Raw genomic sequence first — 14,294 nt, 5'->3', positions numbered from 1 at the left:
TTGAAGCCGGCAGGGCCGGAAAACTGGCGAGCGAGCCGCCTCGTCAGGCGCCGTTGGGATGGCCGGGCGTCGCCACGGCTTCCCAGACCGGCCCGAGGTCCTTCATCTGGGCCTCCACGCATTCGACGGAGAGGCGGATCGCGGCGCCTTCGGAGAAATTCAGCGTTACGTCACCAGCGGGATCATCACCCTGGTCGAAGGTGATGGCGAGAAGGTTCAGCACCTTGTCCGGATCGTTCTTGTCGAGCTTGGCGCTGCGCACCGAGAGCACCCGGTCGAAATGCAGCGCCGCCAGCCGGCGACGGCGCTTGCCGTGCTGCGCCCCCTCCCAGTCGAACCGGCGCAAAGCGAGCGCAAAGCGCTTCTCGGCCGGCAGGTAGCGAAGATCGGCGGCCTTCAGCACCGCGTCCTGAAGATGCGCCGAGACGACCGCGAGATCGTCTGCATCGAGCGCGATGAGCTTAAGTGGATCGGCGGCATCGTCTGACATGATCGTGTTCTGCCGAGCCGCCTCGAGAAAATCAACAGTCCAGAATCAACTGCTGATGCGCTCAACCACCGCGCCGCAGCGCGTGAGCTTGGCCTCAAGGGCCTCGAAGCCGCGGTCGAGATGATAGACGCGGTTGATGGTGGTGTCGCCTTCGGCGGCGAGGCCGCCGATGACGAGCGAGACCGAAGCACGCAGATCGGTCGCCATCACCGGCGCGCCGGTGAGCTTCTCGACACCCTCGACATGGGCGACGTCGCCGTCGAGCCGGATCTTCGCGCCGAGCCGGGCGAGTTCCTGCACATGCATGAAGCGGTTTTCGAAGATGGTCTCGCGAATGCGCGAGGTGCCCTTGGCCTTGGTCATCAGCGCCATGAACTGCGCCTGCAGATCGGTTGGGAAGCCGGGGAAGGGATCGGTATCGACATCGACCGCCTCGATGCCGCGGCCGTTGCGGCGCACGCGAATGCCTTCATTGGTCTCATCCACCTCGACACCGGCCTTGGTCAGCACGTCGAGCGCGGACTGAAGCAGGTCGGCGCGCGCGCCCTCCAGCACGACATCGCCGCCGGTCATGGCCACCGCCATGGCATAGGTGCCGGTCTCGATGCGGTCCGGCAGGACGGTGTGGTGTGCGCCGCCGAGGCGAGAAACGCCAGTCACGACGATCCGCGAGCTACCGGCACCCTCGATCTTGGCACCCATCTTGACGAGGCAGGCGGCGAGGTCGGTGACTTCGGGCTCGCGCGCAGCATTCTCGATCACAGTGGTGCCGTCAGCAAGGACCGCGGCCATCAAGGCGGTGTGCGTGCCGCCGACCGTGACCTTCGGGAAGACGATCTCGCCACCCTTCAGCCCCTTGGGCGCACGCGCCAGCGCGTAGCCATTCTCGATCACGATCTCGGCGCCGAGCTTCTCCAGGGCCATGAGCAGCAGATCGACCGGCCGCGTGCCAATGGCGCAGCCGCCCGGCAGCGAGATCTTGGCCTCGCCCATGCGGGCAAGGATCGGCGCGATCACCCAGAAGCTCGCCCGCATGGTCGAAACCAGTTCGTAGGGCGCGCAGGTATCGACGATCTGACGCGCTGTCAGCGAGATGTTCTGGCCGGTCTCGGCGGACTGGCCGATGCGCTTGCCGGCGACGGTGCGATCGACGCCGTGATTGGACAGGATGCGCGAGAGGGCGGTGACGTCCGAGAGGCGCGGCACATTGGTCAGCGTCAAGGTCTCGTCGGTCAGCAGGCTCGCGATCATCAGCGGCAAGGCGGCGTTCTTGGCGCCCGAAATCGGAATCGCGCCATTGAGGCGCTGGCCGCCGGTGATGCGGATCTTGTCCATCGTCAGGTCCTGCTCGGCCGCACGGAAACCCGGCAGCCCATGTGAGTAAGGGAGGTCAGGACCGGGGAGGTTCGGCCTGAGCGGGCGGCGCCGGCTTCTGCGTCCCCGCCTCCTCCGAGCGGCGAGCGCGAGCCTGGGCCTTGCGGCGCTTCAGGTTCTCGCGGAGCGCGGCGGCAAGGCGCGCCTGCTTCTCGTCCTCGGCTGTCTGGCGGGTCACGGCATCAGCTCGGCGGTGTTTTGCAACTTGGCTGTTTGAACGCGGGAACGCGGCGAATTCGCGGCGCCATGGTTACCCCCACATCCGCCTTCGGACAAGCGCCGCCACACCGGGACACCGTTTCAGGATGCGGCAAAGCACTGTGCCATTGCGGATCAGGAAAAGCCCGACCCGGAAGCCCCTGGATCGATCATCCCGCACGCGCCGCCGATCCCAGCAATTTCTTTCCCGATATCACGCCCCATCGAAATTTCCTGCTCCCCCCGCCCCCTCCGCAAAGGCCCGCCTCTTGCCTCGACAGGGCGCCTCCCCGCTCCGAGACCGGCGGCATGACGCTTGGTCACCGGAAAAAACTTAACGCTATTAACCATTTCCGGGAGTTTCCGTTTACAGTTTGTTAAGCTCGTTTAGTCTGCACGACATCAGGCAGTTCCGGGGGTGGCGTCGTGTTGCAGTCCTTGAAGATCGGAGCAGAAACCGTTTCGCCGGCCCTGCTCGAAAGCTGCGAGGTCATCGACGCGATCCGCTACAAGGCCGGCTTCCTGCCGGAGGTGGAGATCGCCTACGAGCCGGACATCAAGACGCTCTGGGTCACGATCCGGCCCGAGCTGAAGCCGGTCTTCACGCTGCAGCTGCTCGACAGCCTGGTGAAGATTCAGAGCGCGATCGTGGCCCTCTGGGGAGCGCCGGACCAGTATCACCGCGCTCCGGTGCGCTTCCTCGCCTTCCGCGGCGCTGGCCCGTTCTTCACGCTCGGTGGTGATCTCGATTTCTATCTCGACTGCCTGGCCAAGAACGACCGCGCCGCGCTCGCCGAATATGCACGGCTGTCAGCGGAAGGGGCGATCTGGAATTCGGGCGGCCTCAACGGGCTGGTCATCACCCTCTCGACCATCCACGCCAAGGCGATCGGCGGCGGCATCGACGCGCCGCGCTCGTGCAATGTGATGATCGCCGAAGAGCAGGCCTCGTTCGTCTACCCGGAGATCAAGTTCAACCACTTCCCGATCACCGCGGTCGCGATCCTGTCGCGCCGGATGGGCCAGCGTGCGGCGGAGCAGATGCTGCTCTCCGGCGAGGAGATGAGCGCGCAGGAGTTCATGGCGGCGGGCGGCCTCGAGGCGGTCGTCCCGACCGGCACCGGCGAAGCCTGGATCCGCAAATATTGCTCCGATGCCCTGCCGATCCACGCAGCCAAGACGGCGCTCTTTTCGGCCTTCAATCGCCGCTCCGGCGACCTGCGCGAAGAACTCGGCCATCTCGGCCAAATCTGGACCGACTGCATGCTGCGGCTCAGCCCCAGCGCGATCTCGAAGTTGCAGCGCATCGCACAGACGCAGGACCGCATGTTAGCGCGCGTTTACCAAAGACACCTGGCACCGGTCTGAATGCGGCTGGATCGTCCCGTACGGCACTAGAGTCACACGAAGCATTTACCTCTGCTCCCATAGAAACCTTTGATGATGCGCTAGGTTTGAGCCTAGCGTGCATGATCGCGCTCGCGGCAAAGGCAGGAGTAGATGTCGGGCACGCTGAAGCGATTGATGGCAGCTGGCGGGCGCGAGAAGGCCGACGATGTCGACCTGACCGGCTACACGCTGCTGGTCAGCTCGCTTTTCTCGTCGCCGGCGTCGATCATTCCCGGCGGTATCGCCGGTATTCTCACCCCGTTCTTGTGCTGGCTTTCGACCGGCATGGACATCTTCATGGGCCTCACCCTGCTGGTGACGCTCATCGTCGTCCTGCGTCTCCTCACCGTCGTGGCCTATCGCCGACGGAACCACGCCCACGACAGTTACGCCCAGACTCGCCGCTGGGATCGCGACTACTTCCTCGGCGCCACGATTTTCAGCGCTGTGCTGGGCTACAGCTGCTATGTCGCGCTGGTTCACACGAACGACCCAGCCGCGCACATCACCTCGGTCGCGTCCACGATCGCCCTGGCTTCCGGCTACGTCGCGCGCAATGCGGGCCGCCCCAAATTCGTCGCGGTGCAGCTCATGACCTTCTGCATCCCGATGGCGATCGGGCTGATCGCGGCGCAGAACCCCTATTACCGCTATATCGGCTATTTCGCCTTCCTCTACGTGGCCGCGAACATCGCGATCACCAACTCGCTGCATCGGAACCTGCTGGCTCTCAGCGATGCGACGAAGCATTCAAAGGCGCTCGCCTCGGCACTGCACTCGCAGAACCTCACTCTCGACGCCGCCCTGAACACGATGATCGACGGGCTGGCGATGTTCGACCGCAATCTCAAGCTGGCAGTCGGCAACAGGCCGCACAGCACGCTTTACGGCCTGCCCGAGACGCTGGCCCTGCCCGGCACGCCGCTGACGGCGATCGCGCGCTTCCTGGTCGAGCGCCAGGTGATCAGCCAAGAGCAACTGCGCGAGATCCGCATGGCCCTGACCATGGTCCAGAGCACCCAGCAAGCAGCGAGCCACGAGGTCGTGACGCGCAGCGGGCTCGTGCTGGTTGTGACCTTCGCGCCGGCTGCCGAAGGCGGCATCCTCATGCTGACCGAGGACGCCACGGAGCGGAAGGCAACCGAGGCGCGCATCGAGCAGATGGCACGCTTCGACGAGCTGACAGGGCTCGCCAACCGGTTCGAGTACAACACGCAGATCGCCGAGGCCTTCGCGCGGCTCGACCGCACCGGCGAGGCCTTCGCGCTGCTCTATCTCGACCTCGACGGCTTCAAGCAGGTCAATGACAGCCTGGGCCACGACATCGGCGACCACGTGCTGATGGAGACTGCCAGCCGCCTGCGCGGCGCGATCCGCAGCAACGACATGCTGGCCCGCTTCGGCGGCGATGAGTTCCTGCTGGTCCTGCCCTCCGCCGAACACACCATCGTCACGGCGATCGCGCAGCGCATGATCAATGCGATGACCCGCGCCTTCGATGTCGAGGGCAAGACGGTCTATGTGACCGCGAGCGTCGGTATCGCCATGGCGCCGCATGACGGAAGCACCCCGGCCGATCTCCTGCGCCATGCCGATACCGCGCTCTACAAGGCGAAGTCCGCCGGTCGGAACACACTGATGTTCTTCAACCCGACCATGGCCGAGGAAATGCTCGAGCGGCATGAGATCGAGGTCGATCTGCGCAAGGCCTGCGCGGATGGCACGCTCGAACTCTATTACCAGCCGATCATCGACCTGAAGACGCAGGAGATCGTCTCGCGCGAGGCGCTGATGCGCTGGCGCCATCCGACCCGCGGCATGGTGCCGCCTGGCGTTTTCATTCCGATCGCCGAGCAATCCGGCCTGATCGCCTCAATGGGCGATTGGGCGATCCGGCAGGCCTGCAAGGATGCCGCGAGTTGGGAACCGGGCATCAGCGTCTCGGTGAACGTCTCGCCGCTGCAGTTCCGCGAGCCCCGCCGCATCGTCGAGACGGTCAAGAGCGCGCTCCTCTCTTCGCATCTCGAATCGCGGCGGCTGATGCTCGAAGTCACGGAATCGCTGCTGATCGAGGACGACAAGCTGGCGCTTTCGGTGCTCGACGAATTGCGGGCGCTCGGCGTGACCTTCGCGCTCGACGATTTCGGAACCGGCTACTCCTCGCTCGCCTATCTCTCGACCTACCCGTTCGCGCAGGTGAAGATCGACCAGAGCTTCGCCCGCGAGGTGCACACCAACGAAGCTTCCAAGGCCGTTATCGAAGCGGTGTGCCAGCTCGCTCGCCGGCTCCATATGAACGTCGTGGTCGAGGGCATCGAAACCGAGCAGCAGCGCATCGCCGTCCAGTTGCTCGGGGCCCACCGCGCCCAGGGCTTCCTGTTCGGCCGGCCCGAACCTCTCGCGACCATCAATGGCAGAGGCGGGAACCGCAGCGTCGCTTGAGCCTTATGCGGGCAATCCCGCGTGATCGGAGCGCGCCGGCCTTGATTCCGTCGGCCGGACAACGCATCAGCGATCGAGGATGAGAGCGAAGCGGGACATCCGGTGAGCGACGGCACGGCCAAGGCGGCGAACCCCGCCGCGTTGACACCCGACATCTGCGTCATCGGCGCAGGCGGCAACGGCATAGCGCTGGCCACGGCTGCCGCGGCCTTCGGCGTGTCCGTGGTTCTCATCGAGCGAAGTGCGTTGGGTGGCAGTTCCGGCCCGCTGGCCATGAAAGCGCTGATCGAAGCGGGGGCGGCCGCGCAGGCGATGCGCGAAGCCGGCCGCTTCGGACTCAAGACTGGCGATCCGCAGGCCAGCCCGGCGCAGCTTCACGACCATATTCAGCGTACGCTGGCCGCAGAGGCCGCGAATCATGCCGAGGAACGGCTGAAGGCCCTCGGGATCATCATTTTGAGAGGCGAGGCACGCTTCGCCAGCCGGAGCACGGTCCGCGCGGGCGCGCAAGCGATCAAGGCCCGGCGTTTCGTCATCGCCACCGGCGCACGCGCGCCTCGCCCGGAACTGCCGGGCCTCGAGACGGTGCCGCTGATTGATCCGGACGAACTATCCGAACTGACCCGCCTGCCCGAACGTCCTGTCATCCTCGGCGGCGGTGCGACCGGCGCGGCACTGGCACAGGCCCTGCGACGCCTCGGAAGCACGGCGACGCTCGTCGCCCCGGAAGGATTGCTGCCCGACCATGATGCGGAAGCGGCGCTGCTGGTTCGCCGGCGTCTGCTGCGCGAGGGGCTTGTGGTGCACGAGGGCGCCACACCCATCCGAGGCGAACGCAGCCGATCCGGATTTCGCCTCGTTCTCGCTCGCGATGGGAGCGAAACCGTCGTCGAGGGCTCACATCTGCTGTCGGCCGGACCGCGCCGGCCGGAGATCGCCGCGCTCGATCTCGACCTCGGCGGCATCAGCCATGACGCCTCCGGCATCATCGTCGACAAGGGCCTGCGGACAAGCAATCGCCGCGTCTACGCCCTGGGGGGCTGTGCCGGCGGAGCGGCGGCGCCAGCGACCGACCAGGCCGGCGATGACCACGCCGGCGTGGCGCTGCGCAGCATCCTGTTTCGCCAGCCCGCCCGCATTGACCCGGCGAATTACCCTCGCGTCGGCTGGTGCCAGCCGGAGATCGCAGCGATCGGCCTGTCCGAAGCCGCAGCAAGAGCCAAGGCCGGCGCGATCCAGGTGCTGCGCTGGCCTTTTGCCGAAGTCGCCGATGCCCGCGCCGCCGGCTCGACCGAGGGCTTCGTCAAGCTCGTCACCGACCGCAAAGGCCGCATCCTCGGTGTCACCATTGTGGGTGCCGGTGCCGCCGAGTTGATCGCGCCATGGTGTGTCGCAGCCAAGGCTGGGCTCGCGGCTTCCGATATGGCGGCGGTGGTGGCGCCCACATTTGCTCGTTCGGACGGCTCGCGCAGGGCGGCGCTCTCGTTCCATGTCCCGTCGACTGCAAATCCTCGCCTGCGCCGCTTGATCGGCTTTCTGCGGCGCTTCGGGTAAGATTGGCTTCAATGCATCACCCCGCCCTGCCCAGGAACGATCTGTCGATCAGTCAGCCACGCGGCCTGACGCGCCTTGGCCTGTCCGCAAAACTGCTGCTCTTCACCGTGCTCTTCGTCATGCTGGCGGAGGTCGTGATCTACCTGCCCTCCATCGCGAATTTCCGGCGGAACTGGCTGCATGACCGGATCGCTGCAGCGCAGGTCGCCGCCCTGGTGCTGGAGGGCGCGCCGGAGGACGGACTGCCGGAAGGCAGCGAGAACCGGCTGCTGATGGGCGTCGGCGCCCGATCGATCGCCGCCCGCGTCGGCGGCGCACGCCGGCTGCTCAGCCTCGACTCGATGCCGCCGCCGGAAGTCTCGCGCTCGATCGACCTGCGGAATCTCTCCTGGATCAACGCGATCGAGGAAGCGGTCGCGGTGCTCGTCTCTCCCGCCACCATGCCGATCCGGGTGGTCGGCGAAGCGGTCGGCGGTGCCGATTTCGTCGAGATCGTCATCGACGAGGCGCCTCTGCGCCGCGCGATGCTGAAATTCTCCTGGAGCCTGCTGCTGATCTCGCTGCTGATCACCGGGCTGACGGCGCTTGCGGTCTATATCGCCCTCAACGCCCTGATCATCGGGCCGATCCGGCGTCTGGCAGCGAACGTCATGGAGTTCGAGGCCGACCCCGAGAACCCCCAGCGCATCATCGAGCCAACCTTGCGCGCCGACGAGATTGGCGAGGCGGAGCGCGCGCTCGCCCGCATGCAGGAAACGCTCGCCGACGAACTGCGCACGAAGAAGCACCTCGCCGAGCTCGGCCTCGCCGTCTCCAAGATCAACCACGACCTACGCAACATGCTGGCGGCGGCACAGCTCATGTCGGACCAACTCATCGAGACCCGCGACGCCAAGATCCGCCGCTTCGCACCGCGGCTGATCGCGACGCTGGGGCGTGCCATCGAATTCTGCCAGGCCACTCTCGCCTATGGCCGCGCAGCGGAGGCGCCGCCGGTTCTCCGCGAGGTCGCCCTGCGGCAACTCGTCACGGAGCAGGCGGAGATGCTCGGCCTGCCCGGTGACGGGCGGCTGCGCTTCGAGAACCGCGTCCCTGCCGAACTGATAGCGCCCTGCGACCCCGACCAGATGGCACGGGTGCTGACCAACCTGATGCGCAATTCCGTCCAGGCCCTGACCCAGGCCGGGGCGGAAGCCGACGCCCAGCCGCTGTTGGCGGTGACCGCAGGGCCGGTGAACGGCTCGGTAGCCCTGCGTGTCATCGATAACGGGCCAGGCGTGCCCGAACGTGCGCGGGCCAATCTCTTCCAGGCCTTCCGCGGCTCGGTGACGCCAGGCGGCACGGGGCTCGGGCTTGCTGTGGCGGCCGAACTGGTCCGGTTGCATGGCGGCGCGATCGAGCTCGAGCCCTGCCCCGCCGGCGCCGTGTTCAAGGTCACCCTGCCGCTGCGTCGGAGCAACGGCCACTGACGAGCCCCGGCGCCAAGCGCCTACTGGCTCGCCCAGATCACTCGCGCCATGAAGGCGATGTCGGCGTGATTCAGGACCCGGTCGGGGTGTTCCGGATTAAGCGAGGCGAGTTCGATCGTTTTCGCGGTCTGGCGCTTGAGCTGCTTGGCCAGCACCTCCCCCTCCACCGTCTTGACCACGACGCGGTCACCGCGCCTCACGGTCGCTGTCGGCGAGACAATGATGGTGTCGCCGTCGCGGTAGAGCGGCAGTATCGAATCGCCGGAAATCTCGAGCGCATAGGCCTTCTCGTCGGCCACGCCCGGAAAAGCGACCTCCTCCCAGCCGGTACCGGCTGGAAAGCCGCCATCGTCGAAAAAACCGCCGGAACCTGCCTGGGCGAAGCCGATCAGCGGGATGGTGCGCGCCGGCGCGGGCTCCCGCCGCAATACGGTGCTCATGAACTCGTCGAGGGAGGCGCCCGTCGCGGCCAGAATCTTGGCGATCGACTCCGTCGAGGGCCAGCGCTCGCGCCCATCCGGAGCCACACGCTTGGAACGATTGAAGGTGGTGGCGTCGAGGCCAGCCTTGCGCGCCAACCCCGAGGCGGTGAAACCGTAGCGCTGGGCGAGCATATCGATCGCCCCCCAGATCTGGTCATGTGACAGCATCGCGCAGACCTCGCATTGCTCTTGTCGCCGGGCGGGGATTGAGCATAGGAAATATCCCCTATCTCCTAAGATTTCAATCCAATTCTTGCCGCAATCCGGCTAACGCTTGCGGAATCCTCCCGCCAGGGATTAAGCCGTGGCCCGACCTGTTTCCGAGAGACTGCCGGTGCCTCTGATCTACAAGATATGCCCCGCCCCGCTCTGGCGCGAAGCGGAGCGGAATGGACGCTTCGATGGCGCGCCCGTCGACCTCGCGGACGGCTACATCCATTTCTCAACGGCAGCCCAGCTTGCGGAAACGGCAGCAAAGCACTTTGCCGGACAGGACGGACTCCTGCTCATCGCGGTCGAAGATTCGCGCCTCGGCCCGGCCTTGCGCTACGAGCCCTCTCGCGGCGGAGCGCTGTTCCCACATCTCTACGCTGCCCTCGATCCGAAGGCCGTGCGCTGGGTAGCGCCGCTGCCGCTCGGGATCGACGGCGGCCACACCATCCCGGAGGATCTGGCATGATCGGCAGCCTGTTTAACCTCGCCCGGCCGCTGATCCACCGCATGGATGCGGAGACGGCGCATCGGCTCGCCGTCACGGCGCTGGCCGCGGCCCCCGCGCTGAAGCCCGGATCGGACGACCCCGTGCTGGCGACGGAGGCATTCGGCCTGACCTTCCCGAACCCCGTCGGGCTCGCGGCTGGCTTCGACAAGAATGCCGAGGCGATTGACGGCGCGCTGGGCCTGGGCTTCGGCTTCGTCGAGGTCGGCGGGGTGACGCCGCTGCCGCAGCCCGGCAATTCGCGTCCCCGCGTCTTCCGACTGATCGAGGATGAGGCCGTCATCAATCGCTACGGCCTGAACAGCGAGGGCATGGAGGCTGTCGCCGCCCGGCTAACGGCCAGGCGCGGCCGCGGCGGGCTCGTCGGCGTCAATCTCGGTGCCAACAAGGAATCGGCCGACCGCGCGGCCGACTATGCCACGCTCGCTCGCAGGCTGGCACCGCTCGCCGATTTCCTGACGATCAACGTATCCTCGCCGAACACGCCCGGCCTGCGCGACCTCCAGGCGGAAGCTGCGCTCGACGACCTCGTGGCGCGTACGCTCGCAGCACGGGACGACGTAGCCGGCAGCGGCCGGCGCACGCCGATCCTCGTCAAGATCGCGCCTGACCTGACCATGCCCGAGCTCGACGGCATGATCGCAGTCGCCCGCAAGCGCGGCATCGACGGGTTGATCGTCTCCAACACCACGGTCACGCGCCCGGCGAGCTTGCGCAGCGCCGCCAAGGCCGAGACCGGCGGGCTCTCCGGCAAGCCGCTCTTCACCGCCTCGACCCGCATCCTGGCCGAGGCCTTCCTGCGCGTCGAAGGGCAGTTCCCGCTGATCGGCGTTGGCGGCGTCGATTCGGCCGAGACGGCCTTCGCCAAGATCCGCGCCGGCGCGACGCTGGTGCAATTCTACTCCGCGATGGTCTTCAAGGGGCCGGGGCTAGCGAAGGAGATCAAGGCCGGACTTGCGGCCCAGGCGCGACGCGCCGGCCTCACCCGCCTCACCGCCCTGATCGGGCGCGATGCGGCCGCGATCGCCCGCGGCGAGAGTCTGTAACTAGACGTCAACGCCCCGAACATCTCGGAAACCCGAGACTTCTCGTCATGCGATTCTCGGGTCGAAGCGTTGCTTCGCCCGAGATTGAAGGCAGCTTACTTCCGCGCCGCGAAGAGCCGCACCAGCAGCCACAGGGGCACGACGATCAGGGCGCCGGCGATTATCCACTGGCCGACCTCGCGCACCGCGCCGAAGCCGAGCCCGGTGATCGAGCGGATGAAGCGTGCCCCCGCCTCGTAGAGGCTCTGCGGCGACAGGCCGAGGAATGCCATCGCTGCCCCGACCAGCAGCGAAATGAAGATCAGGCGGACGAGGACGCTGAGGGGCGAGCCGCCGAGAAACCGTTCCATGGAAGCAATCGTCATCCTGTTGCGCCCCAAGTCGATCCGGGGCGCTTCCGCGCTGTCTTAACCTGAAACAGGCTGCGCTTGAACCGGGACTGAACGCTGCCTCGTTTGAGGCCATGCTTGCCCGCATAAAACGCGGGTCAGGGAAGCGGAGATCCGCGACCTATCCCGACGGTCGATGTTCTCGGAGACAGCTCGGCCTGTGAGGAAGCGCTCATCAGGCCGTGGCCGAGGCTCCCGCCGTCGCCCAGGCCGTGCCGGCGATCTTTGAGGCAGCGATGACCGCCTGAGTGCGACTGTCGACGTCGAGCTTGGTCAGGATCGCCGAAACATGGGCTTTGACCGTCGCCTCGGAGACGCCGAGCTCATAGGCGATCTGCTTGTTGAGAAGTCCCTCGGACAGCATCATCAGCACACGCACCTGCTGGGGCGTCAGCGTCGAGAGACGGCGGACCATGTCGGCGATCTCGGCATCGACCGGCGCCGACAAATCGACACCTGGCGGGGTCCAGACGCCGCCGTCGAGCACGGCGCGGATCGCCTCGCCCATCTGCGCGACGTCGGCCGTCTTCGGCAGGAAACCGAGCGCGCCAAACTCGATGCAGCGGCGAATCACCGCCGGATCGTCATTCGCGGAGACGACGATCACCGGGATTTCCGGATGGTCGGCCCGCAGGAAGAGCAAGCCCGAGAAGCCCTGCACCCCCGGCATGGTGAGGTCGAGCAATACGAGATCGGCGTCGCCGCCACTGGCCAGCGCTTCGGTCAGGGCTTCCAGGGAGCCGACCTCGCTGACCTCGGCGCCGCCGATCGCGTGCGAGACCGCCTGGCGCAGCGCGCCGCGAAACAGCGGATGATCGTCCGCGATGACGATCCGCGTCGAAGGCTGCTTGCTCATCGCCACCACTCCCTAATGTCTGCATCGGCTCTGTCCGAAAACCGCATTCCGCTTTTCGGGTCGATGCTCTTATCCGGCCCGGACATTTTGCCTCAGGCGGGGAAGCGATCACAAGCACCCTGAGCGCAAGGTCGCAACCCGTTGCGCCTCAGCCATTGGTCGGCAACAGCGCTTCCAGCACCTCGATATGATCGGCCTCGCGCGGCGGCTTGTCCCAGCGAATGCGGTTGATCCGGGGAAAACGCATGGCGAGACCGGATTTGTGGCGGGTCGAGCGCTGCAGCCCCTCGAACGCAACCTCGAAGACGAGGCCGGCCTGCGCTTCATGCGTGACCTCCCGCACCGGTCCGAAGCGGTTTACCGTGTTCTTGCGCACGAATTTGTCGAGTTCGATGAGTTCCTCGTCGGTGAAGCCGAAATAGGCCTTGCCGACCGGCACCAGTTCCTCGCCGCCATCCTCGCCCACGCGCCAGACGCCGAATGTGTAGTCGGAGTAGAAGGATGAGCGCTTGCCGTGGCCGCGCTGGGCATACATCAGCACGCAGTCGACGAGCCGCGCATCGCGCTTCCATTTCCACCAATAGCCCTTGGGGCGGCCGGGCAGATACGGCGAGTCGTGCCGCTTGATCATACAGCCCTCGACAGCCTCGGCATCGGCGCCGGCGCCCGCCGCGGCTGGATCGGCACGAGCCGCCGTCAGCTCTTCCCATGAAGCGAAGGGAATCGTGGGCGAAAGGTCGAAACGGACACTGCCGAGGCGCGAAAGAAAAACATCGAGACGCTTCCGCCGCTCCTCAAAAGGCAGATGGCGGATATCCTCCTCGCCATCGACGAGCAGGTCGTAGACGCGAATATGGGCAGGGAACTCGCCCAGCATCTTCGCGGTGACGGTCTTGCGGTTGAGTCGCTGCTGCAGGGTGTTGAAGCTCAGCACGGAGCTCTCGCGCATCACCAGCAACTCGCCGTCGAGCGCTCCGTCCTGCGTCAACCCCTCGACGAGATCAGGAAAGGCAGCGGCGATGTCCTCGCCGGTCCGTGAATAGAGCCGCGTGACGCGTGTCCCATCCGCCTTGCGGCCACTGACGGCCTGGACGCGGATGCCGTCCCATTTCCATTCGGCTGAGAATTCGGCCGGGTCGAGCTTGTCGAAATCGCCGCCCTCGATCGGGTGCGAGAGCATGACCGGGCGGAAGGGCGCGGGATCGCGCGCTTCGGGCCGCGGCCCCCGCCCCTCCAGCCAGGCGAAGAGCTCGGCATAGGGCGGCTCCAGCCCGTGCCAGACCTGCTCGACCTCGTCGGGCGGCACGCCGCCGAGGCTCGCGGCGGCTGTCTTGGCGAGGCGAGCTGAAACGCCGATGCGCAGCGCGCCGGTGATGAGCTTGAGCAGGGCCCAGCGGCCGGTTTCGTCGAGCGCGTCGAGCCAGGAGGCAATGAGCCGTGGCAGATCGGTCTTGCCGGCCTCGCGCAGGCTTTCGACCACCTCCGGCAGATGCGGCACCGCATTGGCGCCGTGCCGAGCCGGCCACATCAGCGCGACCGTCTCGGAGAGGTCGCCGACATAATCGTAGGACAGTGCGAACAGGACGGGATCGGTGCGCTCGGTGATCAGTGCGCGGATCAGCCCCGCCTTGGCGTTACGGAAGACGAGTCCGCCCGTCATCGCCGCCAGCGCATAGCCGCGGTCGGGATCGGGCGTGGTGCGCAAATAATCCGCGATCAGCGCCAGCTTCGCGTTACGGCGCGGTTCATAGCCAAGGCGGTCGAGCAGCCAGGCGAAGCGGTTCATGCTGTCGCTTCTCCGCCACCATGCGTCCGTTTCGTCGTGTTGCACCGCATCGTTCAGACACCGTTCATGAAGCAAACCTTAACGGCAGCAAGGTAGCCAGG

13 protein-coding genes are annotated in these 14,294 nt (G+C 66.5%); 6 read left to right on the top strand and 7 right to left on the bottom strand.

Going from position 1 to position 14,294, the window contains the following annotated elements:
- Window positions 1-43 precede the first annotated feature (43 nt).
- The 3 genes from AC1DEZ_RS24050 to AC1DEZ_RS24040 are packed head-to-tail and all read right to left on the bottom strand — an operon-like array spanning window position 44 to window position 2,042.
- Window positions 44-490, bottom strand: a complete 447-nt coding sequence (locus tag AC1DEZ_RS24050; protein ID WP_441513683.1) for a DUF2948 family protein — start codon at window positions 488-490, stop codon at window positions 44-46.
- A gap of 45 nt (window positions 491-535) precedes the next feature.
- The gene (gene murA, locus AC1DEZ_RS24045; RefSeq protein ID WP_441513682.1) at window positions 536-1,825 is read right to left on the bottom strand and encodes a UDP-N-acetylglucosamine 1-carboxyvinyltransferase; all 1,290 of its coding nucleotides are present in this window, start codon (window positions 1,823-1,825) and stop codon (window positions 536-538) included.
- Between the two features lie 55 nt (window positions 1,826-1,880).
- Window positions 1,881-2,042 carry a hypothetical protein gene (locus AC1DEZ_RS24040; protein ID WP_441513681.1) on the bottom strand — a complete coding sequence of 54 codons (162 nt, stop codon included), beginning with the start codon at window positions 2,040-2,042 and terminating at the stop codon, window positions 1,881-1,883.
- A 446-nt stretch (window positions 2,043-2,488) separates the two neighbouring features.
- On the opposite strand from AC1DEZ_RS24040, the gene AC1DEZ_RS24035 reads away from it, so the two are divergent.
- The 4 genes from AC1DEZ_RS24035 to AC1DEZ_RS24020 all read left to right on the top strand — a co-directional run bounded on the left by AC1DEZ_RS24035 (window position 2,489) and on the right by AC1DEZ_RS24020 (window position 8,916).
- Window positions 2,489-3,430, top strand: coding sequence for an enoyl-CoA hydratase-related protein (locus AC1DEZ_RS24035; protein WP_441513680.1), 942 nt, complete (start codon window positions 2,489-2,491; stop codon window positions 3,428-3,430).
- A gap of 132 nt (window positions 3,431-3,562) precedes the next feature.
- Window positions 3,563-5,893, top strand: a complete 2,331-nt coding sequence (locus AC1DEZ_RS24030) for a putative bifunctional diguanylate cyclase/phosphodiesterase (protein WP_476780901.1) — start codon at window positions 3,563-3,565, stop codon at window positions 5,891-5,893.
- 102 nt (window positions 5,894-5,995) lie between these two features.
- A complete protein-coding gene (locus AC1DEZ_RS24025; protein ID WP_441513678.1) occupies window positions 5,996-7,447 on the top strand; it encodes an FAD-dependent oxidoreductase in 1,452 nt (483 codons plus the stop codon).
- Between the two features lie 11 nt (window positions 7,448-7,458).
- The gene (locus tag AC1DEZ_RS24020) at window positions 7,459-8,916 is read left to right on the top strand and encodes a sensor histidine kinase (RefSeq protein WP_441513677.1); all 1,458 of its coding nucleotides are present in this window, start codon (window positions 7,459-7,461) and stop codon (window positions 8,914-8,916) included.
- Window positions 8,917-8,936: 20 nt separating this feature from the next.
- Here the strand turns inward: AC1DEZ_RS24020 and AC1DEZ_RS24015 are convergent, their stop codons facing one another.
- Window positions 8,937-9,566, bottom strand: a complete 630-nt coding sequence (locus tag AC1DEZ_RS24015) for a S24 family peptidase (RefSeq protein ID WP_441513676.1) — start codon at window positions 9,564-9,566, stop codon at window positions 8,937-8,939.
- 166 nt (window positions 9,567-9,732) lie between these two features.
- On the opposite strand from AC1DEZ_RS24015, the gene AC1DEZ_RS24010 reads away from it, so the two are divergent.
- Window positions 9,733-10,077, top strand: a complete 345-nt coding sequence (locus tag AC1DEZ_RS24010) for a DUF952 domain-containing protein (RefSeq protein WP_441513716.1) — start codon at window positions 9,733-9,735, stop codon at window positions 10,075-10,077.
- Complete coding sequence (locus AC1DEZ_RS24005) at window positions 10,074-11,162, top strand: quinone-dependent dihydroorotate dehydrogenase (protein WP_441513675.1); 1,089 nt, start codon at window positions 10,074-10,076, stop codon at window positions 11,160-11,162. The genes AC1DEZ_RS24010 and AC1DEZ_RS24005 overlap by 4 nt, the downstream gene beginning before the upstream one ends.
- A 95-nt stretch (window positions 11,163-11,257) precedes the next feature.
- Here the strand turns inward: AC1DEZ_RS24005 and AC1DEZ_RS24000 are convergent, their stop codons facing one another.
- From AC1DEZ_RS24000 to AC1DEZ_RS23990, 3 genes are all read right to left on the bottom strand, one after another.
- Window positions 11,258-11,512, bottom strand: coding sequence for a DUF6460 domain-containing protein (locus AC1DEZ_RS24000; RefSeq protein WP_441513674.1), 255 nt, complete (start codon window positions 11,510-11,512; stop codon window positions 11,258-11,260).
- Window positions 11,513-11,726: 214 nt separating this feature from the next.
- The gene (locus AC1DEZ_RS23995) at window positions 11,727-12,407 is read right to left on the bottom strand and encodes a response regulator (RefSeq protein ID WP_441513673.1); all 681 of its coding nucleotides are present in this window, start codon (window positions 12,405-12,407) and stop codon (window positions 11,727-11,729) included.
- A 148-nt stretch (window positions 12,408-12,555) separates the two neighbouring features.
- Window positions 12,556-14,193 carry a cisplatin damage response ATP-dependent DNA ligase gene (locus AC1DEZ_RS23990; protein ID WP_476780900.1) on the bottom strand — a complete coding sequence of 546 codons (1,638 nt, stop codon included), beginning with the start codon at window positions 14,191-14,193 and terminating at the stop codon, window positions 12,556-12,558.
- Window positions 14,194-14,294 lie beyond the last annotated feature (101 nt).

The sequence above is a fragment of the Allobosea sp. 10L422 genome (genome assembly GCF_056395345.1).
The sequence above is the reverse complement of the archived record's forward strand: the minus strand, read 5'-3'. Positions and strand labels throughout refer to the sequence as shown.

Bases quoted from the DNA above. Each gene is read 5' to 3' on its own strand.
- AC1DEZ_RS24050 (WP_441513683.1), bottom strand. From the start codon at position 490: ATGTCAGACGATGCCGCCGATCCACTTAAGCTCATCGCGCTCGATGCA.
- murA (WP_441513682.1), bottom strand. From the start codon at position 1,825: ATGGACAAGATCCGCATCACCGGCGGCCAGCGCCTCAATGGCGCGATT.
- AC1DEZ_RS24030 (WP_476780901.1), top strand. From the start codon at position 3,563: ATGTCGGGCACGCTGAAGCGATTGATGGCAGCTGGCGGGCGCGAGAAG.
- AC1DEZ_RS24020 (WP_441513677.1), top strand. From the start codon at position 7,459: ATGCATCACCCCGCCCTGCCCAGGAACGATCTGTCGATCAGTCAGCCA.
- AC1DEZ_RS24015 (WP_441513676.1), bottom strand. From the start codon at position 9,566: ATGCTGTCACATGACCAGATCTGGGGGGCGATCGATATGCTCGCCCAG.
- AC1DEZ_RS24005 (WP_441513675.1), top strand. From the start codon at position 10,074: ATGATCGGCAGCCTGTTTAACCTCGCCCGGCCGCTGATCCACCGCATG.
- AC1DEZ_RS24000 (WP_441513674.1), bottom strand. From the start codon at position 11,512: ATGGAACGGTTTCTCGGCGGCTCGCCCCTCAGCGTCCTCGTCCGCCTG.
- AC1DEZ_RS23995 (WP_441513673.1), bottom strand. From the start codon at position 12,407: ATGAGCAAGCAGCCTTCGACGCGGATCGTCATCGCGGACGATCATCCG.
- AC1DEZ_RS23990 (WP_476780900.1), bottom strand. From the start codon at position 14,193: ATGAACCGCTTCGCCTGGCTGCTCGACCGCCTTGGCTATGAACCGCGC.